Origin of the sequence: methane-oxidizing endosymbiont of Gigantopelta aegis (assembly GCF_016097405.1) — a bacterium.
Taxonomy (GTDB): Bacteria; Pseudomonadota; Gammaproteobacteria; order Methylococcales; family Methylomonadaceae; genus Methylomarinum.
Genome location: NZ_JAEHGD010000001.1, coordinates 2117865 through 2144724 on the forward strand (window position 1 = coordinate 2117865; position 26860 = coordinate 2144724).

Annotated in this window: 25 protein-coding genes and 1 pseudogene; 24 read left to right on the forward strand and 2 right to left on the reverse strand. The window is 44.7% G+C overall.

Going from position 1 to position 26860, the window contains the following annotated elements:
- Positions 1-16 precede the first annotated feature (16 nt).
- The 23 genes and pseudogenes from def (at position 17) to erpA (ending at position 23084) form a co-directional block, all read left to right on the forward strand.
- Positions 17-529: a peptide deformylase gene (gene def / locus JEU20_RS10665; protein ID WP_198245689.1), complete on the forward strand. Its 513-nt coding sequence runs from the start codon at positions 17-19 to the stop codon at positions 527-529.
- The gene (fmt, locus tag JEU20_RS10670; protein WP_198245691.1) at positions 526-1452 is read left to right on the forward strand and encodes a methionyl-tRNA formyltransferase; all 927 of its coding nucleotides are present in this window, start codon (positions 526-528) and stop codon (positions 1450-1452) included. Before def ends, fmt begins: the two co-directional genes overlap by 4 nt.
- Entirely contained in the window at positions 1452-2750 is a 1299-nt protein-coding gene (rsmB, locus tag JEU20_RS10675; protein ID WP_198245693.1) for a 16S rRNA (cytosine(967)-C(5))-methyltransferase RsmB, read from the forward strand. Before fmt ends, rsmB begins: the two co-directional genes overlap by 1 nt.
- A complete protein-coding gene (locus JEU20_RS10680; RefSeq protein ID WP_198245695.1) occupies positions 2725-3285 on the forward strand; it encodes a DUF4390 domain-containing protein in 561 nt (186 codons plus the stop codon). The genes rsmB and JEU20_RS10680 overlap by 26 nt, the downstream gene beginning before the upstream one ends.
- The gene (locus tag JEU20_RS10685; protein WP_198245697.1) at positions 3267-5408 is read left to right on the forward strand and encodes a sensor histidine kinase; all 2142 of its coding nucleotides are present in this window, start codon (positions 3267-3269) and stop codon (positions 5406-5408) included. The genes JEU20_RS10680 and JEU20_RS10685 overlap by 19 nt, the downstream gene beginning before the upstream one ends.
- A 12-nt stretch (positions 5409-5420) precedes the next feature.
- Positions 5421-6788, forward strand: coding sequence for a sigma-54-dependent transcriptional regulator (locus tag JEU20_RS10690; RefSeq protein ID WP_198245699.1), 1368 nt, complete (start codon positions 5421-5423; stop codon positions 6786-6788).
- 78 nt (positions 6789-6866) lie between these two features.
- Positions 6867-7295 carry a 50S ribosomal protein L13 gene (gene rplM, locus JEU20_RS10695; protein ID WP_198245701.1) on the forward strand — a complete coding sequence of 143 codons (429 nt, stop codon included), beginning with the start codon at positions 6867-6869 and terminating at the stop codon, positions 7293-7295.
- 13 nt (positions 7296-7308) lie between these two features.
- Positions 7309-7698, forward strand: a complete 390-nt coding sequence (rpsI, locus tag JEU20_RS10700) for a 30S ribosomal protein S9 (protein WP_198245703.1) — start codon at positions 7309-7311, stop codon at positions 7696-7698.
- Between the two features lie 367 nt (positions 7699-8065).
- A complete protein-coding gene (locus tag JEU20_RS10705; protein WP_198245705.1) occupies positions 8066-8305 on the forward strand; it encodes a hypothetical protein in 240 nt (79 codons plus the stop codon).
- 343 nt (positions 8306-8648) lie between these two features.
- Positions 8649-8834 (forward strand): heavy metal translocating P-type ATPase metal-binding domain-containing protein, encoded by a 186-nt coding sequence (locus tag JEU20_RS10710; RefSeq protein WP_198245707.1) that lies wholly within the window; start codon positions 8649-8651, stop codon positions 8832-8834.
- Positions 8835-8890: 56 nt separating this feature from the next.
- On the forward strand, positions 8891-9229 hold the full coding sequence (locus JEU20_RS10715; RefSeq protein WP_245395190.1) for a hypothetical protein: 339 nt from the start codon (positions 8891-8893) through the stop codon (positions 9227-9229).
- Positions 9230-9504: 275 nt separating this feature from the next.
- On the forward strand, positions 9505-10119 hold the full coding sequence (locus tag JEU20_RS10720; RefSeq protein ID WP_198245709.1) for a hypothetical protein: 615 nt from the start codon (positions 9505-9507) through the stop codon (positions 10117-10119).
- A 7-nt stretch (positions 10120-10126) separates the two neighbouring features.
- Positions 10127-12574: a heavy metal translocating P-type ATPase gene (locus JEU20_RS10725; protein ID WP_198245711.1), complete on the forward strand. Its 2448-nt coding sequence runs from the start codon at positions 10127-10129 to the stop codon at positions 12572-12574.
- An 8-nt stretch (positions 12575-12582) separates the two neighbouring features.
- Positions 12583-13407 carry a sulfite exporter TauE/SafE family protein gene (locus tag JEU20_RS10730; protein WP_198245713.1) on the forward strand — a complete coding sequence of 275 codons (825 nt, stop codon included), beginning with the start codon at positions 12583-12585 and terminating at the stop codon, positions 13405-13407.
- Between the two features lie 141 nt (positions 13408-13548).
- Positions 13549-14394: an EcsC family protein gene (locus JEU20_RS10735; RefSeq protein WP_198245714.1), complete on the forward strand. Its 846-nt coding sequence runs from the start codon at positions 13549-13551 to the stop codon at positions 14392-14394.
- 256 nt (positions 14395-14650) lie between these two features.
- Complete coding sequence (locus JEU20_RS10740; protein ID WP_198245716.1) at positions 14651-15961, forward strand: NAD(P)/FAD-dependent oxidoreductase; 1311 nt, start codon at positions 14651-14653, stop codon at positions 15959-15961.
- 77 nt (positions 15962-16038) lie between these two features.
- A pseudogene (locus tag JEU20_RS10745) lies at positions 16039-16691 on the forward strand (IS5 family transposase); the annotation flags it as partial.
- A gap of 315 nt (positions 16692-17006) precedes the next feature.
- Positions 17007-17885, forward strand: coding sequence for a CsgG/HfaB family protein (locus JEU20_RS10750; protein ID WP_198245718.1), 879 nt, complete (start codon positions 17007-17009; stop codon positions 17883-17885).
- Between the two features lie 26 nt (positions 17886-17911).
- Entirely contained in the window at positions 17912-19774 is a 1863-nt protein-coding gene (locus tag JEU20_RS10755) for a CsgG/HfaB family protein (protein ID WP_198245720.1), read from the forward strand.
- 212 nt (positions 19775-19986) lie between these two features.
- Positions 19987-21483, forward strand: a complete 1497-nt coding sequence (locus tag JEU20_RS10760) for a COG3014 family protein (RefSeq protein ID WP_214657306.1) — start codon at positions 19987-19989, stop codon at positions 21481-21483.
- A 1-nt stretch (position 21484) separates the two neighbouring features.
- A complete protein-coding gene (locus JEU20_RS10765; protein ID WP_198245724.1) occupies positions 21485-21961 on the forward strand; it encodes a DUF1425 domain-containing protein in 477 nt (158 codons plus the stop codon).
- A gap of 88 nt (positions 21962-22049) precedes the next feature.
- Positions 22050-22568 (forward strand): hypothetical protein, encoded by a 519-nt coding sequence (locus tag JEU20_RS10770; protein WP_198245726.1) that lies wholly within the window; start codon positions 22050-22052, stop codon positions 22566-22568.
- A gap of 183 nt (positions 22569-22751) precedes the next feature.
- The gene (gene erpA / locus JEU20_RS10775; protein ID WP_198245728.1) at positions 22752-23084 is read left to right on the forward strand and encodes an iron-sulfur cluster insertion protein ErpA; all 333 of its coding nucleotides are present in this window, start codon (positions 22752-22754) and stop codon (positions 23082-23084) included.
- Here erpA and JEU20_RS10780 read toward each other — a convergent pair.
- On the reverse strand, positions 23070-24194 hold the full coding sequence (locus tag JEU20_RS10780) for an anhydro-N-acetylmuramic acid kinase (protein ID WP_198245730.1): 1125 nt from the start codon (positions 24192-24194) through the stop codon (positions 23070-23072). The genes erpA and JEU20_RS10780 overlap by 15 nt on opposite strands.
- A gap of 3 nt (positions 24195-24197) precedes the next feature.
- Entirely contained in the window at positions 24198-25367 is a 1170-nt protein-coding gene (locus tag JEU20_RS10785; RefSeq protein WP_245395191.1) for a peptidoglycan DD-metalloendopeptidase family protein, read from the reverse strand.
- Between the two features lie 308 nt (positions 25368-25675).
- On the opposite strand from JEU20_RS10785, the gene tyrS reads away from it, so the two are divergent.
- Positions 25676-26860: tyrosine--tRNA ligase (gene tyrS / locus JEU20_RS10790; RefSeq protein ID WP_198245734.1), on the forward strand; the 1185-nt coding region annotated here is incomplete at its 3' end.

Consider the following 26860-nt stretch of genomic DNA (forward strand, 5'->3'; position numbering starts at 1 on the left):
TTTAACCGGAGTCAGGGTGAGTATTTTAACGATTTTAGAATTTCCAGATAAACGGCTCAGAACTGTGGCCAAGCCTGTCGAGAACGTCGATGACGGGATTCGCAAACTGGTCGATGATATGCTGGAAACCATGTATGAAGCCAAAGGGGTCGGCCTTGCGGCAACCCAGGTCAATGTCCACAAACGAGTGATTGTGATTGATACCAGCGAAGATAAAGATGCGCCGTTGTGCTTGATTAACCCGGAGATTATCGAGAAAGATGGCGTTGAAGAGTCGGAAGAGGGGTGTTTGTCGGTACCAGGGTTTTATGAAAAGGTTCAGCGTGCTGAACATATTAAGGTTAGGGCTTTAAATAAGGACGGAGAGCCATTTGAACTGGAAGCGAAGGAATTGTTAGCTGTCTGTATTCAACACGAAATGGATCATCTGCAAGGCAAGTTGTTCGTGGACTATTTGTCGCCGTTGAAAAGAAAGCGCATTAAAGAGAAGTTGGAAAAAATACATAAACAGCAACGGAAAGGCGGATGAAAATAATCTTTGCCGGAACGCCCGATTTTGCCGTTCCAACCTTAAACATGCTGTTGCAATCCGAACACCAGGTCTGTGCCGTTTACACCCAGCCCGACCGGCCTGCGGGGCGTGGGCGAAAATTAACGCCTAGCCCTGTCAAACAGGCGGCAACCGAAGCCGGTGTGCCGGTTTATCAGCCGCTTAATTTCAAACATGAGGCCGACCGACAGGATTTGCAGGCATTGCAGGCCGACTTAATGGTTGTCGTAGCTTATGGCTTGATTTTGCCCCAAGCGGTACTCGATACACCGCGGCTGGGCTGTGTCAATGTGCATGCCTCATTGTTGCCGCGTTGGCGTGGTGCCGCGCCGATTCAGCGGGCATTGATGGCAGGTGACAAGGAGACTGGCGTGACTATTATGCAAATCGTAAAAAAACTGGATGCCGGCGATATGTTGCATAAAGAAGTCTGCCCGATTGATGAGCAAATCACCGCGGGTGAATTGCATGACAAACTGGCGCAGCTCGGCGCAGTAGGCTTACAAAAGATTCTACCGCAAATCGAGGCACAAACACTTGAGCCGGAACCTCAGGATGAATCTCAAGTGACGTATGCTGAAAAATTACAAAAAGCGGAAGCTGAGTTGGACTGGACGCAACCTGCGCGGGTGTTGAATCGAAAAATCCGCGGCTTGAATCCCTGGCCGGTTGCGCAGACACATTATCAAGGCAAGCCCTTGAGAATCTGGCGTGCGGAGGTTATTGATGAAGCCTGTGAAAAGGCGCCCGGTGTGGTTTTAAATCACGGCAAACACGTCGATGTGGCGACCGGTGATGGATGGTTGCGTTTGCTGGAAGTCCAGTTGCCCGGTGGCAAACGTATGGCGGTGCATGCGTTTAAAAATGCGCATAACCTTGATGCGGTCACACTGGGTGTTTGATGTCTGAACAGAACAATGCTCGTCAGCTCGCGGTTAAGGTGTTGCGGGCAGTGGTCGGTGACGGCCAATCGCTGACCGAGGCATTAGCTGTTTTTCTGACCAATATACCCTCGTCGCAGCGTGGCTTTGTTCAGGCTTTGTGCTACGGCGTGTGTCGGGATTATCAGCGACTGCAATTTTTGGCGGAACAAATATTGGCCAAACCGCTGCGTAAAAAAGACCTCGATATTCAATTACTGCTGCTGACAGGTTTGTTTCAGTTGCGTTCGATGCGGGTCAAACCCCATGCGGCCGTGGCCGAAACCGTAGCTGCCGTAGGCCGTAAAAGTTGGGCAAAAGCCGTAGTTAATGCGGTGTTACGAAATTATTTGCGGGAACAGGATGCCTTAGAAAGCGCCGCAGATAAGTCCTGGTGTAGCAAGTATTCGCACCCAGACTGGCTGATTGACCGGCTGAAACAGGACTGGGGGGCACAAACAGAGGCCATTTTACAGGCCAATAACCAGGCCGGCCCGATGAGCTTACGAGTCAATTTAGGGCGGATAAGCCGTGAGGACTATTTGGCTTTATTGGCTGCAGAAAATATTCCGGCCGAACGCTTGGCTGTTGTCGATAGCGGCATTGTCCTGACACAAGCTGTTGCCGTTGAACAATTGCCTGGTTTTGCCGAAGGCCTGGTGTCGGTGCAAGATGGTGCCGCGCAACTAGCGGCAGTTTTGTTAGATACCAGGCCAGGGGATGCTGTATTGGATATGTGCGCCGCGCCGGGAGGTAAGACGGCTGCAATTTTGGAGCGTCAGCCAGATATCAAGCTACTGGCGTTGGATATTTCCGAAAAACGCTTAACTAAAGTCCAGGAAAATTTGACACGACTGAAATTACAAGCCGAATGCCAGAGCGTCGATGTCAGTCAGGCGGGCGAGTGGTGTCGGCAAGCCTTTGACCGTATTTTGCTGGATGCACCGTGTTCGGCCGTGGGGGTGATTCGACGACATCCGGATATTAAATTGCTGCGCCGTCCCAGCGATATCGAGGCTTTGGCCGAAACCCAACAGCATATGCTGGAATTGGCCTGGCAAGCGCTAAAGCCGGGCGGTGTATTGCTTTATGCGACCTGCTCGGTTTTTAAACAGGAGAATGAGCAACAGCTTATCTCGTTTTTGGCGACACACGCTGATGCTGAGGAATGGCTTGTTGATGCTGATTGGGGTGTGGTCCAACGAGTCGGTCGTCAACTATTACCTGGCCAGCTCACAATGGATGGATTTTATTATGCGCGCTTACAAAAGCGTAGCTAAAGCTGTGTTGATGAGTGTTATCGGTTTGCTGCCGATTTCTGGTGGCGCCGATGAATACGGCGTGCGCGTATATTCTGTTGAATTTAGCCGATCTGCTGAACAAACATGGATATTAAATGCACGCCTGGATTTTCGCTTGAGTCCGGCTGCGACCGATGCGGTTTTGCATGGCGTGCCGCTGAGCTGGCAGGTTAAGCTGCGATGGCTGAAATCACGGACGTTCTGGTGGGATGAAATTCGTGCCGAAAAAACAATTCCATTGACATTGCAATACCAGGCTTTACTTAATCAGTTTGCAGTGCGGCGTGGCGACAAACCCGAGGTCGAGATGTTTGCTAGTCTGAATAATGCCCTGGCTGAAATGTCTCGCTTGCAGGTGAATCTCGGTACGGGCTCTGTGGGCACAGAGGATAAAATAGCCATTAAGGTCGTGTTCGACCGTGAAGCCTTGCCTACACCGCTGCGACCGGAGGCCTGGCTCAGTCAGCAGTGGGACTTGTCATCGGATTGGAGCGTATGGCCTTTTCAAAAATAAAATTGCCGGTCGGCCTGTTGGCCATGGCCTTGTTTGGCCTGGTGCTGTTGTCATTGCAATTGATGAGTTCTGCCAGCCAGGCCTCTTCCGAACTTAGCGAAATGTATTCCTGGCTGTTGGTGGTCAATGCTATCGGATTGGTGGTTTTATTTTGTCTGGTGGTGGTCAATGTCTATTCGCTGGTACGGCAGTTGCGGAAACAGGAAGCCGGGTCACGGCTGACATTTCGAATGTTGAGTCTATTTGTATTGCAGGCCTTGGCCCCGGCGGCGATTGTATTTTATTTTTCCATGCAGTTTTTGCACCAGAGTATCGACAGTTGGTTTAATGTCGAGATCGACCGGGCGATGGAAGATGCGCTGGAATTGAGCCAGGTCTCGCTCGATCAACGCATGCGTTGGCATATTAAGCAAACACGGTTGGTAGCGGCGGCGCTGGCCAATAAATCGGATACCTTGAGGGCGCTTGAAATTGCTAATTGGCGGGAAACGATCGAGTCCAGTGAAATGGCGGTGTTTACCGGCTCTGGACGAATTGTTGCGTCGAGTAGCGTAAATCCGAGCGATATTTTGCCGGATTTGCCAGATGAGCAAGTTTGGTTACAGCTCAAGCAAAATGGACAGTATTATGCGATCGAGCCGGATGAGGAGGGAGGTATCCAGATCCGAGTGATTCAGAAAATTCAAAATGATGAGCCGCGATTCTTGCAGGCGTTGTTTACGGTGCCGGTACGTATTGCGGATTTAGCCGATTCGATTGAATTTGCTTTTGTCCGTTATCAGGAAATGCGGTTTTTACAAAAGTCGTTGAAGCAGAGTTTTTCATTGGCCTTGTCGTTGGTGTTATTACTGAGTCTGCTGGCCGCTATCTGGTTGGCGTTTATTTTGATTCGCAATATTGTCGCACCGGTTAAAGAGTTGGTAAAAGGCACGCAGGCCGTGGCTGCAGGCCATTATCGGCAACAATTGCCGGTATTGGCACAGGATGATTTAGGGTTTCTGGTCGAATCTTTCAATTTGATGACCAAGCGTATCGCCAGGTCCCGGGATGAAGCGCGTGCAGCCAGTCTTGAGGTTGAAAGCCAGCGGGTTTATCTAGAAATTATTCTGGCCAATCTGACCACCGGCGTGATCAGTTTTGATGCCGACTGCAAGATCCGAACCGCCAATCAGGCGGCTTATCGTATTTTGCATATCCCTGTCAGTCGATTTATCGGGCAGGAGCTAGATGCCTTGATTGACGATTATCCTGAAATGGCAGATTTACTCGAAACTTTACGCGACTTACTCAAGCAAGGGGATGAGTTATGGGAGCGACGGATTGCCTTCATGGGGCCTAATGGTCGGCAGGAGTTATTGTGTCGTGGTACACCATTGTTTTCGCAAGATGGTTTGCGTGTAGGGGCGGTAGTGGTGTTTGATGATGTGACCGATTTGATTCAGGCACAGAAGAATGCCGCCTGGGGCGAAGTCGCTCGGCGTTTGGCACATGAAATTAAAAACCCGTTGACGCCAATTCAATTATCGGCCGAGCGGTTACAGCATAAATTAAGGAAAGAACTAACAGAGGAGTCGGCGGAAATATTAAATCGTTCGACTCGAACCATTGTGCAGCAGGTCGAAGCGATGAAGCGCATGGTAGATGATTTTGCCGAATATGCCAGACCTGCAAAAAAACAGGTTAAAAACATCAATTTACTGGAGTTAGTGCGTGATGTGATGAATTTGTATGCACTACAATCTGACATTCGTTTCACATTAGCTGCCGAAGGGAATGAATTTCCGGTTGAGGTTGACCCGGATAATATCCGGCAGGTTTTGCATAATCTGATTAAAAACGCGCAAGAGGCGATGGAGGGTAAAGGGCACATAGAGATCCGGTTGCGACAAGTCCACAAAAATAATCTTGATTATGTTGAGTTAGCGATTTATGACGAGGGTACAGGTCTTGAAAGCGACCAAATTACCCGTATTTTTGAGCCTTATGTGACCAATAAAATTAAAGGAACCGGACTTGGGCTTGCGATTGTGAAAAAAGTTGTAGAAGAACATGGCGGCGTGATTTGGGTCGATAGTGCGTATAATAAAGGGGCAGGATTTGTGATTCAGCTACCCGGAGCTTAAGGTAAACAGGCTATGAAAAAACAGGAACCGACTATTTTAGTCGTGGACGATGAAGAAGACATCAGACAATTGGTCTCGGAAATATTACAGGATGAAGGCTATCACGTCGAAATGGCGGAAAACGCCGCACAGGCAAAAGCTCAAAAACAAGCCCATAATCCGGCTTTGATTTTACTGGATATATGGATGCCGGATAGTGATGGCATATCGTTATTGAAAGAATGGGTCGCAGAAGATCCTAATCTTTGTCCGGTCGTGATGATGTCAGGGCATGCCTCGGTTGAATCGGCTGTGGAAGCGACTCGATTAGGGGCTTATGATTTTCTGGAAAAACCCTTGTCGCTGGCAAAATTATTACTGACTGTCGAGCGTGCGCTAGAAGCGAGTTATTTGCAAAAAGAAAATGCCGGCCTGAAGCAACAGCTTATGCTGGATATTGAACCTATCGGTAAAAGCGTTGCTATTGAACGTTTGAAAGATCATATCAAGCGTCTTGCCCAGCACGATACCCGGGTTTTGTTTGTCGGTGAACCTGGAGTTGGCAAAGAACTCTATGCACGTTATTTGCATAATAACAGCGCGCGTAAAGAAGGTCCTTTTATCAGTGTCTCGGTCGGCAGTATTGCACCAGAAAATTCAGCCGTCGAATTTTTCGGGCGCGAAGACGGGCAGGGAAAAATTTATCGTGGTCTGCTTGAGCAAGCGCATGGTGGCACCTTGTTCCTGGGTGAAATTGCCGGCATGGATCCTGAAACCCAAGCACGTTTGTTGAGCGCACTGGAATCAAGCTCGTTTTTACGGGTAGGTGGCAGTGAAGCGGTCAATGTCGATGTGCGGGTGATGGCATCTACCCGTATGGATCTGGATGAGGAAGTCAATAGCGGCCGTTTTCGGCAGGATCTTTATTATTTACTCAATGTGGTGACGCTTGAAATTCCGCCTTTGCGTGAACACAGCGAAGACGTGCCGGCCTTGCTGAACTTCTATGCGGATTATTTTTTTAGTCAGGAAAAGCTGCCATTCAGGCGCTTTAACATGGCGGCACAAAATTTTCTGCGCAATTATGCCTGGCCCGGTAATGTCCGGGAGTTGAAAAACCTGGTGCAGCGGTTAATGATTTTGGGTGCGGGTGATGAAATTGATCTGGATGAGGTGAAAGACGCCTTAGGCTCAATTTCTGAGGGGCCTAAAATGGAAAATGACGCCATTCCTGAGTTTTTCAATTTTCCGCTCAAAGAGGCGCGAGAGCATTTTGAACGCGCCTACCTGGAATATCATTTTGAAAAACACGGCGGCAGCGTCGCCAAGTTAGCCGCTGCAATCGGCATGGAAAGAACGCATTTATACCGGAAATTACATGCGTTGAAGATTAAATTATAAAAATTGACTTGTGGCGAGCTTGTTTTTCGAGTAGAATTCTCGCTCTTTCAGATAGCCTTAACAGATACAGAGTTAACAATGAAAACATTTAGTGCAAAGCCCGCAGAAGTTAAGCGCGATTGGTACGTGATTGATGCAGAAGGAAAGACATTGGGTCGCCTTGCTACTGAAATTGCACGACGTCTTCGCGGTAAACATAAACCAGAATATACGCCTCATGTCGATACCGGTGATTACATCATCGTTGTCAATGCTGAAAAAGTTGCGGTTACTGGCAATAAAGAAGCCGATAAAATGTATTATCGCCATACAGGGTATGTTGGTAACCTGAAATCCGTCAGCCTGGGTAAATTAAGAAAAACATTTCCAGATCGTATCATCAATACAGCTGTTAAAGGAATGTTGCCAAACAACCCATTAGGTCGTGCGATGTTCAAGAAATTAAAAGTTTATGCCGGTCCTGAACATAATCATCAGGCACAGCAACCCAAAGTATTAGAAATTTAAGCAAGGTTAAGATATGGCAGCTCAATATTATGGAACTGGTCGTCGCAAAAGTGCAGTAGCGCGTGTTTATGCGAAAACAGGCACAGGCAAGTTCACCGTTAACGGTTTAGCAATTGATCAATATTTCGGCCGTAAAACGGATGAAATGATTTCCAGACAGCCACTGGAATTATTGGAAAAAGCAGGCGATTTTGACATTAATGTTATCGTAAAAGGTAGTGGTCCTTCAGGTCAGGCCGGTGCAATTCGTCATGGTTTAGCTAGAGCCTTGCTGGAGTTTGATGAAACCCTACGATCACCATTAAGAAAAGCGGGTTATCTGACGCGCGATGCTCGTGTTGTGGAGCGTAAGAAAATTGGATTGCACAAAGCGAGAAAGCGCCCTCAATACTCGAAACGTTAATTGCTCTGACCATTATTCTGCTAGTTCAGAAAATAGAAAACCGCTTTTTAAGCGGTTTTTTTTTGCCCGAAGCAACCCTTTTTTAAGAGCGGTAAACCCAGCACCTCATACTGAAGGATAAGGCTGGCTTTCATAAGGAATTTTTTTAGAGCATCTTTTCATTCTCACCATTGGTGGCGAGGATGAAAATGTGTGATCGGGGCGAGGTGCTGGATAAAATTAAACTATGTTATTTAACACACTTTAAATAGGGTATATCACCTATTTTTGGTGGGATTGATTTTTAGGATTCTTTAAAATCAATGACTTATGTTTGGTATGGAATGTGCTTGATTTCCTAATTGAGTGATTTTAATTGGAGGTTAACATGAGTCAAGAATTAGTCCCAGTAAAAAAAGTAGAGCCACAAGAACATAGCGCCATGCTATTAGGCGCAGGTTTAGCTGTCGCCTCCATGATTTTAGTGCCGGCTGTCGCCATGCGCTTGGGGTTAGGTGCCAGTTTGACCGGTGCATTGCGGATTGCTTTGATGCGGGCGTCGAGCAAGGTCTGCTCTGGCTCGGATGATAACTCAGGGGCCGCTTCATCAGGTTTTAGTTGTCACTAGGCGTCTGTCGGGTTATGGGGGGCGTTCGCGGCGACAATATCACGCATTGCTCTATTATCATGCACTTATGAGATAATACTTGTCCTATAGTTCTACCGTAACTACTCACGCCTTCAGAAACACTGGGCGTAGGGTATTGATTTTTCAGGCTTGTGCAACAAGGATGTTGCACAGAGCTACATGGATGTATCTATGCGTCCTTAAAAATCAATACCCTACGCCCACTAAATGATTACTGTGCGAGTAATTACGTTCTACCAATAAAAATGGGTGCGGTACTGGTGTTTTAGGGATTATTTACTTTTATAATAATGGTCTAAGTAACAAACGATGAAGAAAACTGATGAGTAATGAAAAGAAAGCGTGTGATTTATGCGGTCTGGATATTGAAATTACAGGCTTTGAGTTAAAGACAGTCAATGGTCTGAAACAGTTTTGTTGTGAAGGATGCAAAGGGATTTATCAGATGTTGCACGAGGCTGAAATTGTATCGGAATATTCAGATCAGAATACTGAAAAAAAGGGATAGGATTGAAAGCGGTTGCTGCTCTTGCAGTTTATTATTAACAAATATATAGGTGAGAAATGAAACATTCGCATGGCGGGCATGGTTCACATGATCATGCAAAAATGATGGGGCATGCTGCACACACGCATCACGCGGGCCATTCAATGGGTAAACAGGTTGCTGCCGGCACAATGGCCTCTGCAGCAGTCAATACAGGAGGAAAACTGATGAGCAAAATAACCAAACATCCAGCTTTGGTCTTTGGTTTGGGTGTCGTTGCAGGTTATATGGTATTTAAATATCGTAAAGAAATTATTGCCAGTACCACAAAAGCGGTTGATGCCAGCAAGGATTTCGTTCTGAATCAGAAAGAAAATCTGGAAGACATCGTTGCCGAAAGTAAAGAGGAAGGCTGATATAGGCTTGGCAGTTCAAACGTATCCGCAATGACGTTTGGATTTAAGTATTTTATGTCATAAGACGGGTAGCTCTTTTGCTAGGAGGCTGTCGGGTTTAGGAAAATTCTACTGCGACAGTGGGAAATCGGTCCATTTTTCCAATCTTTTTCGTTGCGTAGCACCACTATGCGCCTCAAAAGATCGAAAAACTGTCCTCGATTTTCCACTCGTCTCGTTACGAATCCCTAAACCCGACAGCCTCCTAGGGCTACCCGTTTTTTCGGGAATAAAAAATGTCTATTCAGAAAAAATTCATTGTTCGGCACCGTGAATACGGTCATATCAGGTTTCAAATTCCCGATGAATGTGTCCGGGAGACTGCAGCGCGTCAATTAGTCGATAAAATCAGCCATCTCGATGCGGTTGATCGTGTTCAGCTTTATCGGAAAGCGAAGAAATTATCTATTCGCTTTAATGAAGCCCGCTGTAATTTCAAACAATTAGCCAAAGCACTCTACCAGCTTATTACCGAGTTAGAGGCGGAAGGTTGTTTTGTTGAGAGTACGGGCGTATCGAAGGGGCGGGCACGACAGAAAATTGGGCAAAAAATAAAAAACAGCAAAGTTTCTCGATGGTTCAGTGACAAATACAAAGCCACCAAGGAAACGGTGCAAGCAGCGAAAATTGTCACCAAGGTTGGCATGAAAGGGCCTAAGGCTTTAATCAACGATCCGGAAAAGGCGATTATTGATTTTCTGAATGATGTGTTGACCTTATATCTGATAAAACTGCACTGGACCCGTATTACGCAGGAATGGATACCGCGGCCGTTTGTGCATCGCTATGAATGGTTGGCAACCTTTTACATGTTCTATTTATTGATTCGTTCACGCAGACCTCAAAAATAACAAGCTTATGACAAATTCTCAGAGTGCGTATAAAAATTTTCGGCTGGTGCATCAATTAAAAAGACGTATCAGAATCATTTCACCGGTTTTAAAAAAAGACCCGGAACGCACACTTATTTTTGAGATTTTGTTAAAAAAACGACCGGAAATTAAACAGGTACGCTCGGTAAGTGCGATCGGATCGGTTGTTATTGAGTTTGATGCGGAAAAGCTGCCGCTGGAAAATTTATTGATTTTGCTGGATGCGGTGCTAGGCAATCTGGCGCAGCGATCGGATGCGATTAAGCCACCTAAAAAAACATTCGATGGGCCGATTCAGGAAATTGAAATGGCGGTGGGCGGGATGAGTTGTGCCTCCTGTGCGCTGTTGATTGAGATGGTGTTGAATCGAGATGAACATGTCAAGCAGGCCAGTGTCAATTTCGCCACCGAAACAGTCAACGTCGAAGGTTGCCTGGATAAGCAATACCTGGTCGACAAATTGGCAGCATTAGGCTATGAGGCGTATGCGATGGATACTTTGTCGCAGCGTAAAAACCTGATTGTCAAAGAACAACAACGAATTGAACGCGCTAAGCGCCGATTCTGGACAGCGGCAGCATTGAGTTTTCCAGTCGTTGCATCGGCGATGGCGATGATGAAATCACCGCTGGTGCATTGGCTGCAGTTTGCCTTGACCACCGGCGTCGTTTTTGGCAGCGGTAAACCATTTTTTGAAAAAGCCGCGCGACTGGCCAGGCAACGGGCGGCTAACATGGATACGTTAGTGGCTGTCGGCGTGGGTTCGGCTTATTTTTATAGTATTCCTGCCTTGTTCAGGCGCAAGGGTCATGTTTATTTTGAAGCGGCGGCGGCAATCGTCACTTTTGTATTGTTAGGGCGTTATCTGGAAGAGCGTGCCCGCGGCCGGGCGGGGGAGGCGATTCGCAAACTGGTGGATTTACAGCCGAGTCAGGCCACGCTGTTACGGGATGGAAAGGAAGTCATTGTCGATGTCGATGCCTTGGAATTAGGTGATATTGTTTTGATACGGCCTGGAGAAAAAATTCCAACGGATGGTGAAGTGATTTCCGGTGTTTCGACGGTCGATGAGTCTATGGTCACCGGTGAGAGTATGCCGGTGGTTAAAGAAGTCGGGCAAAAAGTCATTGGAGGGTGTGTTAATGGCAACGGTGTTTTACAGGTCAGGGTGACAGCCGTTGGCATGGATACGGTTTTGGCCGGTATTGTACATATGGTCGATCAGGCACAGGCCGCTAAATTGCCGATTCAGAAACAAGTCGATAAGGTTTCTGCCCTGTTTGTGCCGGCGGTGATGGGTATTTCGGCGGGAACACTGGGAGGCTGGTTGATTGCAGGTGCGCCATTTACCTTTGCTTTTGGCAACGCGATTACTGTTCTCTTGATTGCTTGCCCGTGCGCTTTAGGTCTAGCGACGCCGGCGGCGATTATGGTCGGAACCGGTCAAGCAGCGAAGAAAGGCATTTACATTCGTAATGGTGAAAGCCTTGAGGTTGCCTCGCATCTGAATGCCATCGTTTTCGATAAAACGGGCACTATTACCGAAGGCAAACCGAAAATCAGCGATGTCGTCAAGGTTTCTCGTATGAGCGAAGACAATTTGATTCGATTAGCTGCAGCTGCAGAAAATAATTCTGAGCATTTTCTGGCCAAAGCGGTGACCGATTATGCAAAAGAAAAACAGATTCAATGGCCTGAGGCTGATTATTTTTACAGCGAAACCGGCCGCGGTGTACGCGCTAGTGTCGAGGGCAAGAAAGTCTTGATTGGAAATCGCGCCTGGATGGAAGAAAATCAGGTTGTACTTAAGCGTTTGCCAGAGCAGGCTGAAAGTTTGGCCGAGCAGGGTAAAACACCTGTTTATATGGCGATTGAACAAAAAGAAGCCGCTATATTTGCAATTTCCGATAAGCCGCGTAATGAGGCGGCCGATGCGATTTCGCGCTTGCATCAGCGTGGCATCGAAACCCTGATGGTGACAGGAGACAGTGAAAAAACAGCATATTATATTGCGACCCGGGTGGGTATTGAACGCGTTATCGCTAATGCGCGGCCGGATGAAAAGTTGGCGATTATTCAGAAACTACAGCAGCAAGGCAAAAAAGTCGGGATGATTGGCGATGGCATCAATGATGCGCCGGCATTGGCGGCTGCCGATGTCGGCTTTGCGATTGGTAGCGGTACCGATATTGCTATCGAATCGTCCGATATGACGCTAGTGCAAGGCGATATTAACAAAGTAGCCGAGGCGATTGAGCTTAGCAGCGCGACTATTTCGATCATCAAACAAAATCTGTTCTGGGCTTTTGGCTATAATACGGTCGCGATTCCTGTGGCTGCGATGGGCCGACTGAGTCCGATGATCGCGTCGGCGGCGATGGCACTGAGCTCTGTTTCGGTGATTGCCAATTCATTACGGCTGAATAAGAAATAGGACGCGACATGGATCATTCAATGCACAATATGCAAGATATGGCGGCCGCCGCAGGTGGCTTTGATTATGTGCTTGCGTTTATTGCCGGCGTATTGGGGAGCGGGCATTGTTTAGGCATGTGTGGTGCGCTTGTTTCCGGTTATTTTATGCAAGCTGGAAAAACACGATCTTATTTGCCTTATTTTGCCTATCAACTCAGCCGAATTTTTGTTTACAGTCTGGTTGGGCTGGCGGCGGCTTCGTTGGGTTTTGTGCTGGTTTCCAGCGGGATGTTCGGTAAAATTCAAGGTATCTTACAAATGGCCATTGGTGGGGTCGTGATTATTCTGGCGTTAGGTATTTTGGGTTGGATTCCTTTTCAAGGCTCGTTTAGACTGATACCCATGAACGTGTTACGCAAAGGCTATGCCAGTGCAAGCCAGAAAGGTCCTGTCCTCGGTGCGATGATTGCCGGCGTTTTAAATGGTATGATGCCTTGTCCACTGACCTTTGCGATGGCGGTAAAAGCGACAACGGCACCAACGATTATTGAAGGCGGTTTGTTGATGCTAGCTTTTGGTGCGGGTACTTTGCCGACGATGTTGCTGGTTTCGGTTGCATTTGGAAAGTTGGGTGCAAATGTTCGCGGTATGATGTTGAAGGCAGCGGCTTTTATTATGATTTTAATGGGCCTTAACACTTTTTATAATGGGCTTAATTTTTATGTTGCAGAAACCTTTAAGCATCGAACATTCTTACATGCGTTAAAAGAATATATTGATTTTATGATTATGGAACTGATCAAAGTCGGACAATTTCTGGCTGAAATGATGAACAACATCCAGGCAAGTTAACCCAGTCTTGTCGTTGTTGTGCCATAAATTCGCCTTATTTACAGCTATTTGACCTTAAAAATGTTTTTTGATTTATGCAATAAACCCCATCTTTTTTATCAATCACTTGTGTTATTGATGACAAAGCTAGGTTAAAAGAAAATGGCCGAATTACCGATAAAATCGGCGCAAAATAACCTGACCCAAGCAGATATTATTTTATTGTCGCAGGCCGTTCAACGGCTTGAAACAAGTAGTGTGGCTGCACGTATCGGATATGTATTAGGCATGCCCATCGAAAAAGCATTAGCCGCTTTACCAGGGCATTGGTCGACCATTGTGTCCAGAATTACACGAACCGCATTGGAAAAAGCTTTGGATGCAGCCTTACTTTCCTTACAAGCAAATGCTAGGCTTAAGCCGGCCGGAAACAAAACACATAAGATTCTAGCCGGTATCAGTGGTGCCGTGGGCGGCAGTTTTGGTATTACTGCATTAGCGGCGGAATTACCGGTTTCAGCCACCTTGATGTTGCGCTCTATTGCGGATATTGCCCGCAGCTATGGTGAAGATTTGCAGGATTGGGACACTCGTATGGCTTGTTTAACCGTTTTTGCGTTAAATGGAGGTGGCGGGCGCAGTCAGGATAGTGCAGACACCAGTTACTATGCAGTGCGCTCCTTTTTAAGTAAAGCCATTGGTGATACATCGAATCATATTGCTGTACATGGGCTCAGCAAAGAAGGTGGACCCATGTTGGTCAAATTTCTGAATGCCGTTTCCAGTCGTTTCAGTGTGCCGGTTTCAGAAAAATTGGCGGCGCAAAGCCTGCCTTTATTAGGTGCAGTCGGTGGGGCTTCGGTCAATTTGATTTTCATGGAACATTATCAACAAATGGCAAAGGCACATTTTACTGTGCGCCGATTAGAGCGTTGCTATGGGAAGACTCAGATAGAGACTGCTTATCAACAAATCTTGCGAGAAAACATTAAGGCTTTACGGACTTAAATGTGAATTAAGAGCTAAATTGTGGCTCAACAAATCAATGGCTTAGCGTGATGCAAACTCTATGCTCCTCAAGCAAAAAATATAAGTCATTGATTTTATTTTATATGAGGTTTTCAGCTCTTAATTCGCATTTAAGTAGCTGCTTTTTAATTATGAGTGGAAAGGATAAAAATGGACATGTTACGGGAGGTTTAGTGGCTCGGCAATATCACAGAATAAGTACGGTATGCAATGCCCCAACAGGGATAAGATGTAGATGACAACACAGATACCTCAACAGACCGACGTTGTCGTGATTGGCGGTGGGCCTGCCGGAAGTAGTGCGGCAACGCATCTGGCGCAGGCTGGCGTGGATGTGGTGTTATTGGAAAAGGCGCAGTTTCCGCGCCATCAGGTCGGCGAAAGTTTGATTCCGCATATCTGGAAATTTACTGACCTGACTGGCGTGTCTGAAAAAATTCAGCAAGAAGGCTTTCTAGCCAAAGCTGGTGGAATTACGGTCTGGAATGATAATATCCGCCAAATTTTGTTTTCTGATTTTGGCTATCGACGGCCGGGGCTTCATGTTGAACGGGATGTGTTCGATCATATTTTATTGAAACATGCAGAAACATCGGGTACGCAAGTATTTCAGTCGATTGCCGTCAAGGCGGTAGATTTCAGTGATAAAGATTGGCCAGAAGTACGTTATCTCGACAAACGCACACAAGATAATTACACTGGCACAATTCGCTGTCAATATGTCATTGATGCCAGTGGACACAGTGCCTTATTGTCAGGCCAGTTTGGCACGCGCCAGACTATCAGCAGCCAGGTGAATTTTTTATCGCTTTGGGGCTATTTTGAAGGTTCGCGCTATATTGGTGTTGATCGTAAGAGTCACTCGGCGGCTGAAATAAAGACGGTGAAACCGGTTACTTTTGTCATGTCGGTCGATGGTGGCTGGCTATGGCATATTATTCTGCGGGATAAAACCAGTGTTGGCCTGGTGCTGCCGACAGAAAAAATGCGTGGAATGGATCGTCACCAGCGCGAAGTCTTTTATAAACAAACGTGTGTGCGCTTACCCTATCTTAGCCAGTTGCTAGAATCGGCCCGATTTATCGAGGGTTCTTTGCAATATCGGCCGGATTATTCGTATTATTCGGAAAATATCTGTGGTGACAATTATTATTGCATAGGCGATTCGGCGGCATTTGTCGATCCGATATTTTCTCATGGCGTTCAAAATGCCCTATATAACGCGGCCGTTACGACACTGGCGATCAAAGAATCATTGAAAAAGAAAAAAAACCGAAGTCGCTATAGCCAACTTTGTGCCAACCGTATGCAGCAATTTTATGGTTTCTCCAGGGCTTTATCGTTAGGTGATTTTGGTTGTCACGGTGTTAACCCTGAATTAGTTAAAAATCTGATGAAGGCCTTGCCGCCATTAGAACTGGCTTTGATTTTAGTGGCATCTGAAATGACTAATCGTTCAGAAAACTTTCGCCAACTCGCACGTGAGGCCGGTGTCTGGGATAAGTTAGAAAGTAGGGGCTGTTGCCGTTTTGAAAATCCCCCTTGAAATTCAATAACTCCGCCACATAGATTGTTTATTTTGACTCAAAAACAAGCAAACTATGCCGCGACAACTGCTTACGGATCGAAGGTATTTTTTATCGCTTGCGAGTAGGTTGTCCCTGGAGAGATTTACCCACGGCTTTTGGTAATTGGAATGCGGTATATAAACGATTCAATGACTGGTCTCGTAAAGAAAAACTGATGGGTATTTTTAACGCCTTGGTTGTTGATCCAGACCTGGAATGGGAATTTATTGATGGGAGTATTGTGAAAGCACATCAGCATAGTAGTGGTGCGGCCTGTGAACAAGAAACAGCGATAGGGAAATCTGTCGCCGGGAACACCAGTAAAATTCATATGGCCGTTGATGCCTGTGGTCTTCCTATTCATTTCTCAGTGACAGGCGGCGAAGTTCATGACTGTAAAGAAGCACCGAAATTAGTTGCAGAGCTCCCAAAAGGTGACTATATAGTTGCTGACAGAGGCTATGACAGTGAAGCATTACGTCTTCAAATTAAAGACAAAGGGGCTGTTCCTGTTATCCCAAGAAAAAGAATTCAACTCGGGGAAATGATGAAATGGATTGGTGTCTCTACAAATATCGCCATCTCGTTGAAAATGTGTTTGCAAGACTTAAGCATTTCAGAGCGATCGCCACGCGATATGACAAACTCAAACGAAATTTTGAAGGCTCTATCGCTCTGGCTTGCGCCTTTTTATGGTTACCTATGTGAAATGGCAACAGCCCCTAGTGATTGGCTTGGTAAACAAGAAGGGCTTGAATTAACGTTAACAACAGCTTCTTAGACCGCTCCTGAGTCTGGTGAAATAGTGGGGATGAAAATTGAAGCAAATTTGCATCAAAAATTTACTGGCTGTAGAATCAGCTAGGCCGTTACTCAGGTGACCAGAGTGATAGTCACTCTTTTTCTGTTAGATCATGGCTTTGTAATTTTGCAGCACATAAAATTTCAGGTTCTTCTACGACACAGGGTGAGCTTTTGTTGAGTCGTTACCGGAAAGTATAAAAATAACAAGAAGGAAATATCATGATACTTAAAGTAATTTTTTCATTAAGTCTTTTTTATTGTAGTGTTCTGACGGCAGAGACTATTCAGCCCGCAGTTGCGATAAAAGATCCAACTATAGGCGATGGAATTTCATCTAAATTGGCAAAAAGAATTGATGTGGCACAAATAAGATCTGAAATGGAGGCTTCCTTCAGGGCAACTCGAAAATTCAGGGTGTTAAGCAGGGATAAGTCCACATTGAAAGCCGTTCTCGATGAACAAAAATTCGCACAATCCGATTTGGCTAAGGGTGATGCCGCCAGTCATGGGGAATTGAATAATGCCAATTATTTGATTATACCAACCATCGTGGATTTCAAGTTTTATCGAACGCATAAGCCTTTACCTAATTTTGATAATAAATTCAAACGTCGTGATGCCGGTTTATTGGCTATAAACGCCCAAATGCTGGATACGACCAGCGGCCAGATAGTGACTACGTTCAACCTGAAAGCAAATTTTGCCACTAAACCACGCATTGTGAATGGGAAAGGCGGAGGCCCTAGTAGTGTGTATTTCACAAAAATGGCGAAGAAGGTCGCTTCGCAATTGGCGAATCAGTTTGTCGCCCAGGTTTATCCCATGAAAGTAGTGAAACGGACTCGCAATGGTCAGGTGATTATCAACCGAGGTCAAGATGGCGGTTTGAAAAAAGGGACTGTTTTAGCGGTATTTTCTGCAGGGGAAGAGTTGATTGATCCAGATACTGGTGAATCTTTAGGATCAAGTGAAGAATATATCGGCGAAGTTAAAGTCACAAGAATCAATCCTAAGATAACCTTTGCAAAAATTATTAAAGAAGCAGATCCTGCCAATATGCCGATAGATGTCGGTAGTATTTTAAGATATCCGCAATAATGGCGACAGAAAACCGGTGAATAATTATGAAAAATAAAATTATCAATATCCTGTTGCTCATTTGCTTCAGTCTTTTTTTGATGGCCTGTGACAAGCAGGATTCGTCAGAACAACAAAAACTTGAAAGTAATGATAATGCAATCAAATTAGCTATTTTAAGTCATAGCGATTTTTTTCCTGATCGTGCTGTTCAGCAGCGCATAGGATTGCCCGAAGCTTTAGCCGCCCGATTGACAGAACGCTTGACGCAAAGTAAACGCTTTCAGGTGCTGGAACGGACTGCATTCAGAAAAGTGATCAATGAACAACAATTTGGCCAGCAGCAAAAAGAATCATTTCTAGATCGCAGTGTCAATGCAGCGACTGATAACATCGACAAGGCGGATGGCTTGACTGTTGCTGTTACAACTTCGGTAGCTGATTTTAATGATCTGGTTAAGGAATATCAGAATCTGGGAACAACGGTGGGAGCGGACTATCTGGTATTTGCGGTACTTGAGAAAGCGGATAAGAGTCGCAAGAGAGTCGAATTACCTTATAGCGAAACGGGGATTGGTTTTACCCAAAATAAAGTCGATGCCCGCTTACGCTTACGCATTATCGATGCCAAAACGGGAGCTATTGCTGGAGCAGCAAGCTTTAGAACCCAGTTGAAAGAGTCGTTGTTGGATGGCCAGCAATCAGAAAGGGATGATTATTCAACATTTGATGATTTGGCTTTGTTAGCGAGCAATAAAATTTTGGATATCACTTATCCGGCACAAATCGTCAACAGCGACCCCTGGGTTGTTAACCGCGGTCGTAATGATGGCTTTCAACAAGGTGCGGTGTTTAATGTTGTCCACGAAGGTAAGGCAATCAAGGATGCATCCGGACGTGTTATCGGCAAGATTCAAACCCCCAGTGGTCAGATAAAGCTGGTTAGTGTTCAGGATGCTATTGCCATTGCTGAAGCGATTGAAGGTAATATTCAGGTAGGGGATTTGCTGGAACTTGATGCACAACAAACTACCGCCGATAGTGATGATCAGCCACGTACGGAACATGCCAATGGTCGTCAAAACGGTAAAATCAGGTTGGCAGTTGGCAAAATAAGAATCAACGCTAAAAGAAAAGATAGCGAGGCGGCCAGGCAATATCAGACGCGGTTAACGAATGAGTTATTGGTCAAATTAACTAATACACAACGCTTTGATGTGTTGGATAGACAAGAAATTGATCAGATAATGGATGAAAAAAGTTTTATTGCTCTGACAAAAGCTCAAAATATTGAAGATAAACTGAAAGAATTCGATCAGGCTGATTATTTGATTTTTCCAGCAATCAATACATTTGATCTTCGTATTCAACGTGAAAAAGTTCCCTATGTAGATGAAATACAAACACGCTATAGCTCCGTGGTTGATGCTACGTTACGAATTGTGGACAGCCATAGTGGCAAACTTTTAGCGGCTGATAAGATAAGTTTGAATAAAAAGCTGGATGTCAATAGTCAGGCAGGCATTGAAGACAGTTACGCTCGTATGATTGAAGATTTTTCAACTGCTTTGGTAAGCCGGATTATGTTGCGGCTGTATCCCGTCCGGATTATTGGTGCGATTTCTGACAGTGAGTTTTATATCAATCGTGGAGAGGATGGTGGCTTGTTGCGTGGAGATGTGTTTGATGTGTTGCGTGAAGGGCAAGAAATGATTGATCCTGATACTGGCGTATCAATGGGAAAAATTGAACGGAAAATTGCTAAAGTCAGAGTCGAAACTATTGAGCCATCTCGTTCCATCGTCAGTCTTTTAGATGGTGGAAGCCTTAAAACCGGTGATGTTTTAAGGCCGGCTAAACAGACCGTGGTCAAAGCGCCTAAGCCGATGGTTAGAAAACCAGCCTTCTAATAGCGGTTGGAGTCTAAAAAGACAAATACAAATGATGTTGGGATAGCGGTCATTACCGAGCATTGCTTATTTTGTCATAGACACGCATATACTTTCAAAAACGCTATTTAGTATTGTGGGCAACATACTATAGATAGGGTTAAAAAACATATCCGAACATGAATAAATATTTAATATTAACACTGTGCAGAGTTTTATTCTTGGGCTTGTTTGTGGTTGACGGAGTGTTAGCTAATGATTTGTTGAATGTGCTTAATACTTTGACGAATACCGGAGCTGTCTCACATCAAAACCAAGTGTCTCGTATTGCAAATTATCAAAAGCAGCCAGGGAAAGGAGCGGTAACAAAAACGATTGTTTATGCGGGCTATGCAAAAAACTTTTTGCCGATTAAACAGTTGATTACACAAGGTCAATGGCAACAGGCTTATACGTTACAAAAACAAAAAATAGTTGCTGATGATGTGAATTTTCTTGATTCAGTTGAAGCGGGTTTACTTGCCTTGGATAGTCAGCAATTATCCAATTCATTAAAACATTTTACTGAGGCGGAGCAATATCTGAAGCTTCAGGCCGAGAAATCGGTATTGGAAGACGGCTTTTTTTCTTTTGGTAGCGAGGCTTTTAGTGTTATTACTGGAGCAGGGGAGGTGACCGATTATAATGGTGAGCCTTTTGAGCGAATTTTAATGCTTAATTATAAATCCATCGCGTATTTGTTAAATGGTGAGCGTAAAGCTTATAACGTTACCCGTCGGGCAATAGACTGGCAGAACATTGAGCATAAGGAGTTTGAACAGACGCTTGAATTGGCAAAAAAAGAAATTAATCAGCAACAGGCTGAAATCAGTGAGCATAAAAAAAATAGAAAGCTTCCGGATGCGAATAATATTTTTCAGGTGATTGCGGAGCAGTATGACAGTTCCAAAAAAATTGCGTTATCTGTGCCGAGCGCCTATGTTAATCCATTTGGCTTTTACATGGCCGGTATCGTTCAGGAGTTTGATAGCTTTGATGAACCGGCTTTACGGGATAACGCCCGTATTTCTTACAAAAAGGCGCTTAAATTAAATCCTAAAAGCAAGGTTATTAAACAAGCTTTACGGGAGGTTAAAAGGCGGCCCCGACGAGGGAAGCGTTTGGTTCAAGTTGTTATTGCAGATGGCTTTGCACCGGTGAAAAAAATGCTGCAATTTGCGTTACCCATGCCAGGCGGTTTGGTGCCGGTAAAACTGCCAATTTATGAGGCAATACCCTCTAAGGTTGCACATATCAAAATTAAGTCAGGCAGGCGAACGTTGGCAACTGTCTCATCAGTAGCCAATATTGAAGCGATTGTGTTGAGGCATCAGTTGGACTCTTTGCCACTACAGCATTTTAAAGTGATCACTTCAATTGCCAGAAGTACGGCTGAAAACATGTTATGGGGGCAATTAGGTGTACTAGGCCAGATAGGGAAAAACTTTAGGGAGTCATTCGCCAATCCTGATCTACGAGGTTGGATGTCATTACCTAAACGATTATTAGCCGCACGCTTTTATCTATCAAAACGGATAAGAAAAATCAGTATTGTCAGTTATGACAAAAGATGGCGAAGATTAGCGACATCGATTGTTGAGCTTCCTCAAAACAAACATAGCTTTGTCTATGCCAGAACAATTGATGATCAAATCAATGCTAATGCGAACAAAACATTATGGGTGAATTGAGATGAGAGTAAAAAATATATTCGAGCTTTTGGCTGTACTGATTAGCGTTATCGTATTATCGGCATGTTCAACTTTGAAAGGTGCCAATATGACACATAAAGCGCAACTTACGATTGATGACACCCATCCTCGTGCGACATTGATTATAGGCTCCAGTGACTTGGTTGATAATATTTTGATTACCAATGTCAAAATTGGAAAAGTTGGTCTGCTGACTCGGGCGGCTGTGGATGTTCAGAACCTAACTGATGACCGTTATCAATTGGAATATAAATTCGTTTGGAGGGATCGGCAAGGGTTTCCTATAGATGAATCCAATGTTTGGCATCGATTTGTCTTAACACCTAGAAAGATAAAAAGTTTTCAAAGTGTTGGTAAAAGAGAAGACGCTTATTCCGTTCAGTTTACTGTGCGTTTTCCTGATGATTTATATATTGAAACTGATTATCAGGACGAAAAAGCCAAGCCATTCTTTTGATTGTTTTGTGTGCAGGCCTATCTCTCGCTCTCATTGCGCGACGAGAGTGCTTGTGATGGTTGATTTGTTTTAAAACGGGAAAAAAATAATGAAAAAAATCCTCCTATTTACTTTATCTTTTACTTTAATAGCCTGTTCAAATTCTCATTTGGGTGGACAGTCCAGAGTGGCTATTCTTGATGATAGTAGCCGGGCACATTTACAGGCTGAATTAACAATGGCGGACTATACCGCATTTGCTGAAAAAGTGACGAATAAAATGTTGCGCTCAAGGTTAGTGCAAAGTTGGGGTAAAAAACGACCACGCTTGATAGTTGGTAGGTTAGTTAACAATACTGATAATGAAAGTATTCGGATGCAGGATATATATGATCGGATAACCGAAACGATTCTTTCGTCTGGTTTGGTGAGGTTAATGGACCCTTCGGCAACTTCATTCGATTATGTGGTAAAAACTGAATTGTCCTCAACGCGGCAATATGGCAACAATGGCGAAGAGCTGGCTTACTATAAATTAGAGTTTAAGTTATTCAAAATTGATGGTGAAATGGTTGGGCAGTGGTCAGATGTTTTGCCGTTAGGGAAAGCTTCGCGTCGGTTTCTGTAGCTAGTTGATTCGTAGAATATCATGAATAAGGTTAGCGGTTATAGGTCTGATTGGATAGGCTGCTTTTATTCAAGAGCGTCAATGTATTGAGGTCTGCCTTGAATGCCGAACATCATGGCACTATGTAAAGTTGACTAAAATGCTGGGTATTGTCATAATTATTTTTTTATCTTAGAGTTTGTTATGGCTGATCCAATTATTTTTACAGACAATGCTGCGAAGAAAGTCGGCAGTTTGATTTCAGAAGAAGGTAACGATAATCTGAAATTGCGTGTTTATATTTCAGGGGGTGGTTGTTCAGGCTTCCAATATGGTTTTACCTTTGATGAAGAGGTAAACGAGGATGATACCATCGTTGAAAATGGTGGTGTGACGGTGTTAATTGATTCGATGAGCATTCAATATTTAAAAGGCGCAGAGATTGATTACAAAGAAGATGTATCCGGCGCCCAGTTTGTGATTCGCAATCCAAATGCGAGTACAACCTGCGGTTGTGGATCATCATTTTCCCCCTAGACACATGGATTTCCCTGGATAAATTCCGCCTAATACAACGGGGTTTTTAGCTCCGGTGGCAGAGCAAAGATTGCCTGGTAAGCGATGGATTGTTTGCCGGGCAAGCCAGGCAAATGCAATCGCTTCAACCTGATCCGGGTCGATGCCATAGGCGTCACTGGTTTCGACAGAACGGTTTAAATTCTGGCGTAATAGCTTCTTGAGATGATGGTTGTGACTGCCGCCGCCACAGAGAATTATTTTTTGACACTCCGAACCATATTCTTCAATTGCGTCACTAATACTATCGGCTGTCAGTTGGCAGAGTGTGGCTTGAATATCTGCTGCTTGAAGATCGTTAAATCGGGATATCTTTTGTTTCAGCCAGCGAGCTGAGAAATATTCTTTGCCTGTACTTTTCGGTGGTGGGTGCTGGAAGTAGGTATCTTTTTTTAGGTGGCTGAGTAAGACTTTGCAAACATGGCCAGAAGCTGCCCAGGCTCCATTTTTGTCATAAGGCTGATGTTGAATTTTATTGATCCAGTAGTCCATTAAGGTATTACCGGGCCCAGTATCAAAACCAAGGACTTCTTCACTTTTTTTTAAAATACTGATATTACTGATGCCGCCAATATTGACGACGCATACAGGAAGGTGCCTTGCAAAAAAATAACGATGAAAAGCCGGAACGAGAGGTGCACCTTGTCCGCCAACGGCCATATCTCTGCGACGAAGATCGCTGATTGTCGTAATACCGGTTTTCTCAGCAATCACATTGGGGTCGCCAATTTGTAAGGAAAAGGGGTGATCGCTCGTCGGTGCATGGTGCGTTGTTAGGCCGTGACAGCCAATAGCTGTAATTTTCTCAGGCTTGATTTGAGCTTTATCTAGCAATTGCTGTGATGCTTTGGCAAAAAGATGGCCGAGCATGTGGTCAAGACGGCCATAGTCATGTAGATAAATAGGGTGGTCAGGCTGACTAAGTTGATAGAGTTGCTGTTTGAGTTGTTCCGAAAATGGGATGTAGTGAAAGCCTAAAACCTTGCATTTACCCGAGCTAAAGTCAGCAAGGGCGGCATCGATACCATCGAGGCTGGTTCCTGACATCAGGCCGATATATAAATCGGACATCGATTATTGCTGATTTTGTGCCAGTAAATGCGAGGCTTTTGCTTTATTTAGCTGTGCCAATAAGGGTTCAGCTTGCGCTTTGAATTCAGCCAATAATGATTTTTTGATGGGGTTAGCATGAGGTAACTTCACTGTCAATGGATTACGGTGTACACCATTGATTCTGAATTCATAATGTAAATGGGGGCCTGTGGCCAGGCCTGACTGCCCGACATAACCTATCACCTGGCCTTGTTTAACCCGGGAGCCGTTTTTCAAGCCTCTTTTAAAGCCGGATAAATGGGCATAAAGGGTCGTATATTTTTGTCCATGTTTGACAACAACTGTGCGGCCATAACCACCTTTACGGCCTCTGAAAATGATGCGTCCATCACCGGTTGTTTTTACCGGCGTGCCTGTGCGTGCCGCGTAATCGACGCCTTTGTGTGCTCGAATTCTGTTGAGTACCGGGTGCTTGCGATGTAGATTAAACGGGGAGCTGATGCGGGCAAATGCAACCGGGGTGCGTAAAAATGCTTTGCGCAGGCTTTTTCCATCCGGTGTGTAATAATGTTTGCTGCCGTCAGGCTCGATAAAACGTACAGCAGTAAAAGTTTTCCCTTGGTTGACAAACTCTGCGGAAATAATTTCTCCGCCATCTACGGGGTGACCGTCTACCAAATGCTTTTCATAAACAACGGTAAATTGATCGCCTTTGCGAAGGTTTAACGCAAAATCAATGTCCCAGGCAAAGATATTGGCTAATTGCATGATTAGATTGTCATTGAGGCCGGCTTGTTTACCATCTAAAAATAATGAAGACTGAATAGAGCCTTGCGTGCTGGCAACTTGGGTTTCAATGTCTTTGGTTTGAATCGCAACGTCAAAATTATCGCTATGCCGAGTAGCGATTAAGGTCTCGATGGCGTTTTTACGGTAGATCAACTCTTGTAGTTGACCTTCGGCATCAGTTTTAGCGATCAGCTCCTTGCCGACTTTTAAATGGGCAAATTGTTTTCCCAGGTCATTGCTATGCGTGATTCGGTACAGGTCTTTTCTGCTCAAAGCCATTTTTTCAAAAATGACAGAGAGGTTTTCGCCTTTTTTGATGCGATGTGTCAACGTCACCAGTGTTGATTCATTAGTTGCCTCATCGATAGTGTGAGCTTGATCTTCTGGCAGCGATTCTAGCACTGGCGTAGATACATCAGGTAATGAAATGTTGGCGGATATAACAGTTTCGGATGTTACTGTTTTATCCGAATCGTCATCCGGTACAATAAGTATGTAGGATGCTGAGATCGTAAAAAACACACTGAAAGCTAAAACGAATATATTAAAAGTACGTTTTTTCACAAAAATAACCGAAATCTGGAAATAAAAAGAGGGTCTGATTTCATACAATTATAGAACAAAATGAATAATTATTCTCACACTAATCCAGTCTACACTATAATAGTGTGATTTTTTCGATAGACTGGAGAATCAAGTTGCAGCAGGAAATGATGGAGCAAATTCGGCGCGGCGCCGAAGAAATATTGGTGGAAAATGAACTGATAAAAAAATTGGAAGAAGGGCGGCCACTTCGTATTAAGGCAGGTTTTGATCCTACTGCGCCAGATCTGCATCTCGGCCATACGGTTCTGATCAACAAATTAAAACAGTTTCAGGACCTTGGTCATGAGGTTTTGTTTTTAATTGGTGATTTTACGGCCATGATTGGTGACCCAACCGGTAAAAATGTAACACGAAAGCCGTTAACCAAAGAGCAAGTCCTTGAAAATGCGAAAACTTATCAGGAGCAAGTATTCAAGATTTTGGATCCAGCAAAAACCAAAGTCTTATTTAATTCAGAATGGATGGGTGCTATGTCGTCTTCTGAAATGATACAGCTTGCAGCAAAGCACACGGTGGCACGGATGCTGGAGCGGGATGATTTTAGTAAGCGATATAAAAGTGGACGGCCTATTGCAATCCATGAATTTCTCTATCCATTGATTCAAGGATATGACTCGGTCGTTATAAAGGCGGATGTGGAGTTGGGCGGAACCGATCAAAAATTTAATTTACTGGTTGGACGGCAATTGCAAGAAATGGAAGGGCAGAAACCTCAAACCATTCTGACCATGCCAATTTTAGAGGGGCTGGATGGTGTGCAAAAAATGTCTAAATCTTTAAATAACTACATTGGTATTGCTGATAAGCCTGATGATATGTTCGGTAAAATAATGTCGATCTCGGATGACTTGATGTGGCGCTATTACGAATTGCTCAGTTTTAAGCCGATGAATGATATCCGTCAATGGCAGAAAAACTGCGAAAAAGGGGAAAACCCCAAAAATTATAAAGTCGCGCTGGCGCAAGAAATTATCGAGCGTTTTCACGGGGTTGTCGCGGCAAAAAAGGCACTGGAAAGCTTTGAGGCGCGCTTTCAACGTGGGGCAATACCAGATGAAATGGATGAGGTCGTGTTAACAACCCAGGGAGAAGCTTATCCAATTGCCAATTTATTGAAAGATGCAGGTCTAACAAAAAGCACATCAGAGGCCATCCGGATGATTAAGCAAGGAGCAGTTAAAATTGATGGTGAAAAAATTTCTGACCCAAAGGTGCAGATTTCAGCGGAGCAACAACAGGTTTTCCAAGTTGGGAAACGCAAGTTTGCTCGCGTTGAGGTTCAAAAAACG

What these genes read in the sequence shown, in the direction of transcription:
- fmt (WP_198245691.1), top strand. Translation starts at nt 526, where the DNA reads ATGAAAATAATCTTTGCCGGAACGCCCGATTTTGCCGTTCCAACCTTA.
- rsmB (WP_198245693.1), top strand. Translation starts at nt 1,452, where the DNA reads ATGTCTGAACAGAACAATGCTCGTCAGCTCGCGGTTAAGGTGTTGCGG.
- JEU20_RS10680 (WP_198245695.1), top strand. Translation starts at nt 2,725, where the DNA reads ATGCGCGCTTACAAAAGCGTAGCTAAAGCTGTGTTGATGAGTGTTATC.
- JEU20_RS10685 (WP_198245697.1), top strand. Translation starts at nt 3,267, where the DNA reads ATGGCCTTTTCAAAAATAAAATTGCCGGTCGGCCTGTTGGCCATGGCC.
- JEU20_RS10690 (WP_198245699.1), top strand. Translation starts at nt 5,421, where the DNA reads ATGAAAAAACAGGAACCGACTATTTTAGTCGTGGACGATGAAGAAGAC.
- rplM (WP_198245701.1), top strand. Translation starts at nt 6,867, where the DNA reads ATGAAAACATTTAGTGCAAAGCCCGCAGAAGTTAAGCGCGATTGGTAC.
- rpsI (WP_198245703.1), top strand. Translation starts at nt 7,309, where the DNA reads ATGGCAGCTCAATATTATGGAACTGGTCGTCGCAAAAGTGCAGTAGCG.
- JEU20_RS10705 (WP_198245705.1), top strand. Translation starts at nt 8,066, where the DNA reads ATGAGTCAAGAATTAGTCCCAGTAAAAAAAGTAGAGCCACAAGAACAT.
- JEU20_RS10710 (WP_198245707.1), top strand. Translation starts at nt 8,649, where the DNA reads ATGAGTAATGAAAAGAAAGCGTGTGATTTATGCGGTCTGGATATTGAA.
- JEU20_RS10715 (WP_245395190.1), top strand. Translation starts at nt 8,891, where the DNA reads ATGAAACATTCGCATGGCGGGCATGGTTCACATGATCATGCAAAAATG.
- JEU20_RS10720 (WP_198245709.1), top strand. Translation starts at nt 9,505, where the DNA reads ATGTCTATTCAGAAAAAATTCATTGTTCGGCACCGTGAATACGGTCAT.
- JEU20_RS10725 (WP_198245711.1), top strand. Translation starts at nt 10,127, where the DNA reads ATGACAAATTCTCAGAGTGCGTATAAAAATTTTCGGCTGGTGCATCAA.
- JEU20_RS10730 (WP_198245713.1), top strand. Translation starts at nt 12,583, where the DNA reads ATGGATCATTCAATGCACAATATGCAAGATATGGCGGCCGCCGCAGGT.
- JEU20_RS10735 (WP_198245714.1), top strand. Translation starts at nt 13,549, where the DNA reads ATGGCCGAATTACCGATAAAATCGGCGCAAAATAACCTGACCCAAGCA.
- JEU20_RS10740 (WP_198245716.1), top strand. Translation starts at nt 14,651, where the DNA reads ATGACAACACAGATACCTCAACAGACCGACGTTGTCGTGATTGGCGGT.
- JEU20_RS10750 (WP_198245718.1), top strand. Translation starts at nt 17,007, where the DNA reads ATGATACTTAAAGTAATTTTTTCATTAAGTCTTTTTTATTGTAGTGTT.
- JEU20_RS10755 (WP_198245720.1), top strand. Translation starts at nt 17,912, where the DNA reads ATGAAAAATAAAATTATCAATATCCTGTTGCTCATTTGCTTCAGTCTT.
- JEU20_RS10765 (WP_198245724.1), top strand. Translation starts at nt 21,485, where the DNA reads ATGAGAGTAAAAAATATATTCGAGCTTTTGGCTGTACTGATTAGCGTT.
- JEU20_RS10770 (WP_198245726.1), top strand. Translation starts at nt 22,050, where the DNA reads ATGAAAAAAATCCTCCTATTTACTTTATCTTTTACTTTAATAGCCTGT.
- erpA (WP_198245728.1), top strand. Translation starts at nt 22,752, where the DNA reads ATGGCTGATCCAATTATTTTTACAGACAATGCTGCGAAGAAAGTCGGC.
- JEU20_RS10780 (WP_198245730.1), bottom strand. Translation starts at nt 24,194, where the DNA reads ATGTCCGATTTATATATCGGCCTGATGTCAGGAACCAGCCTCGATGGT.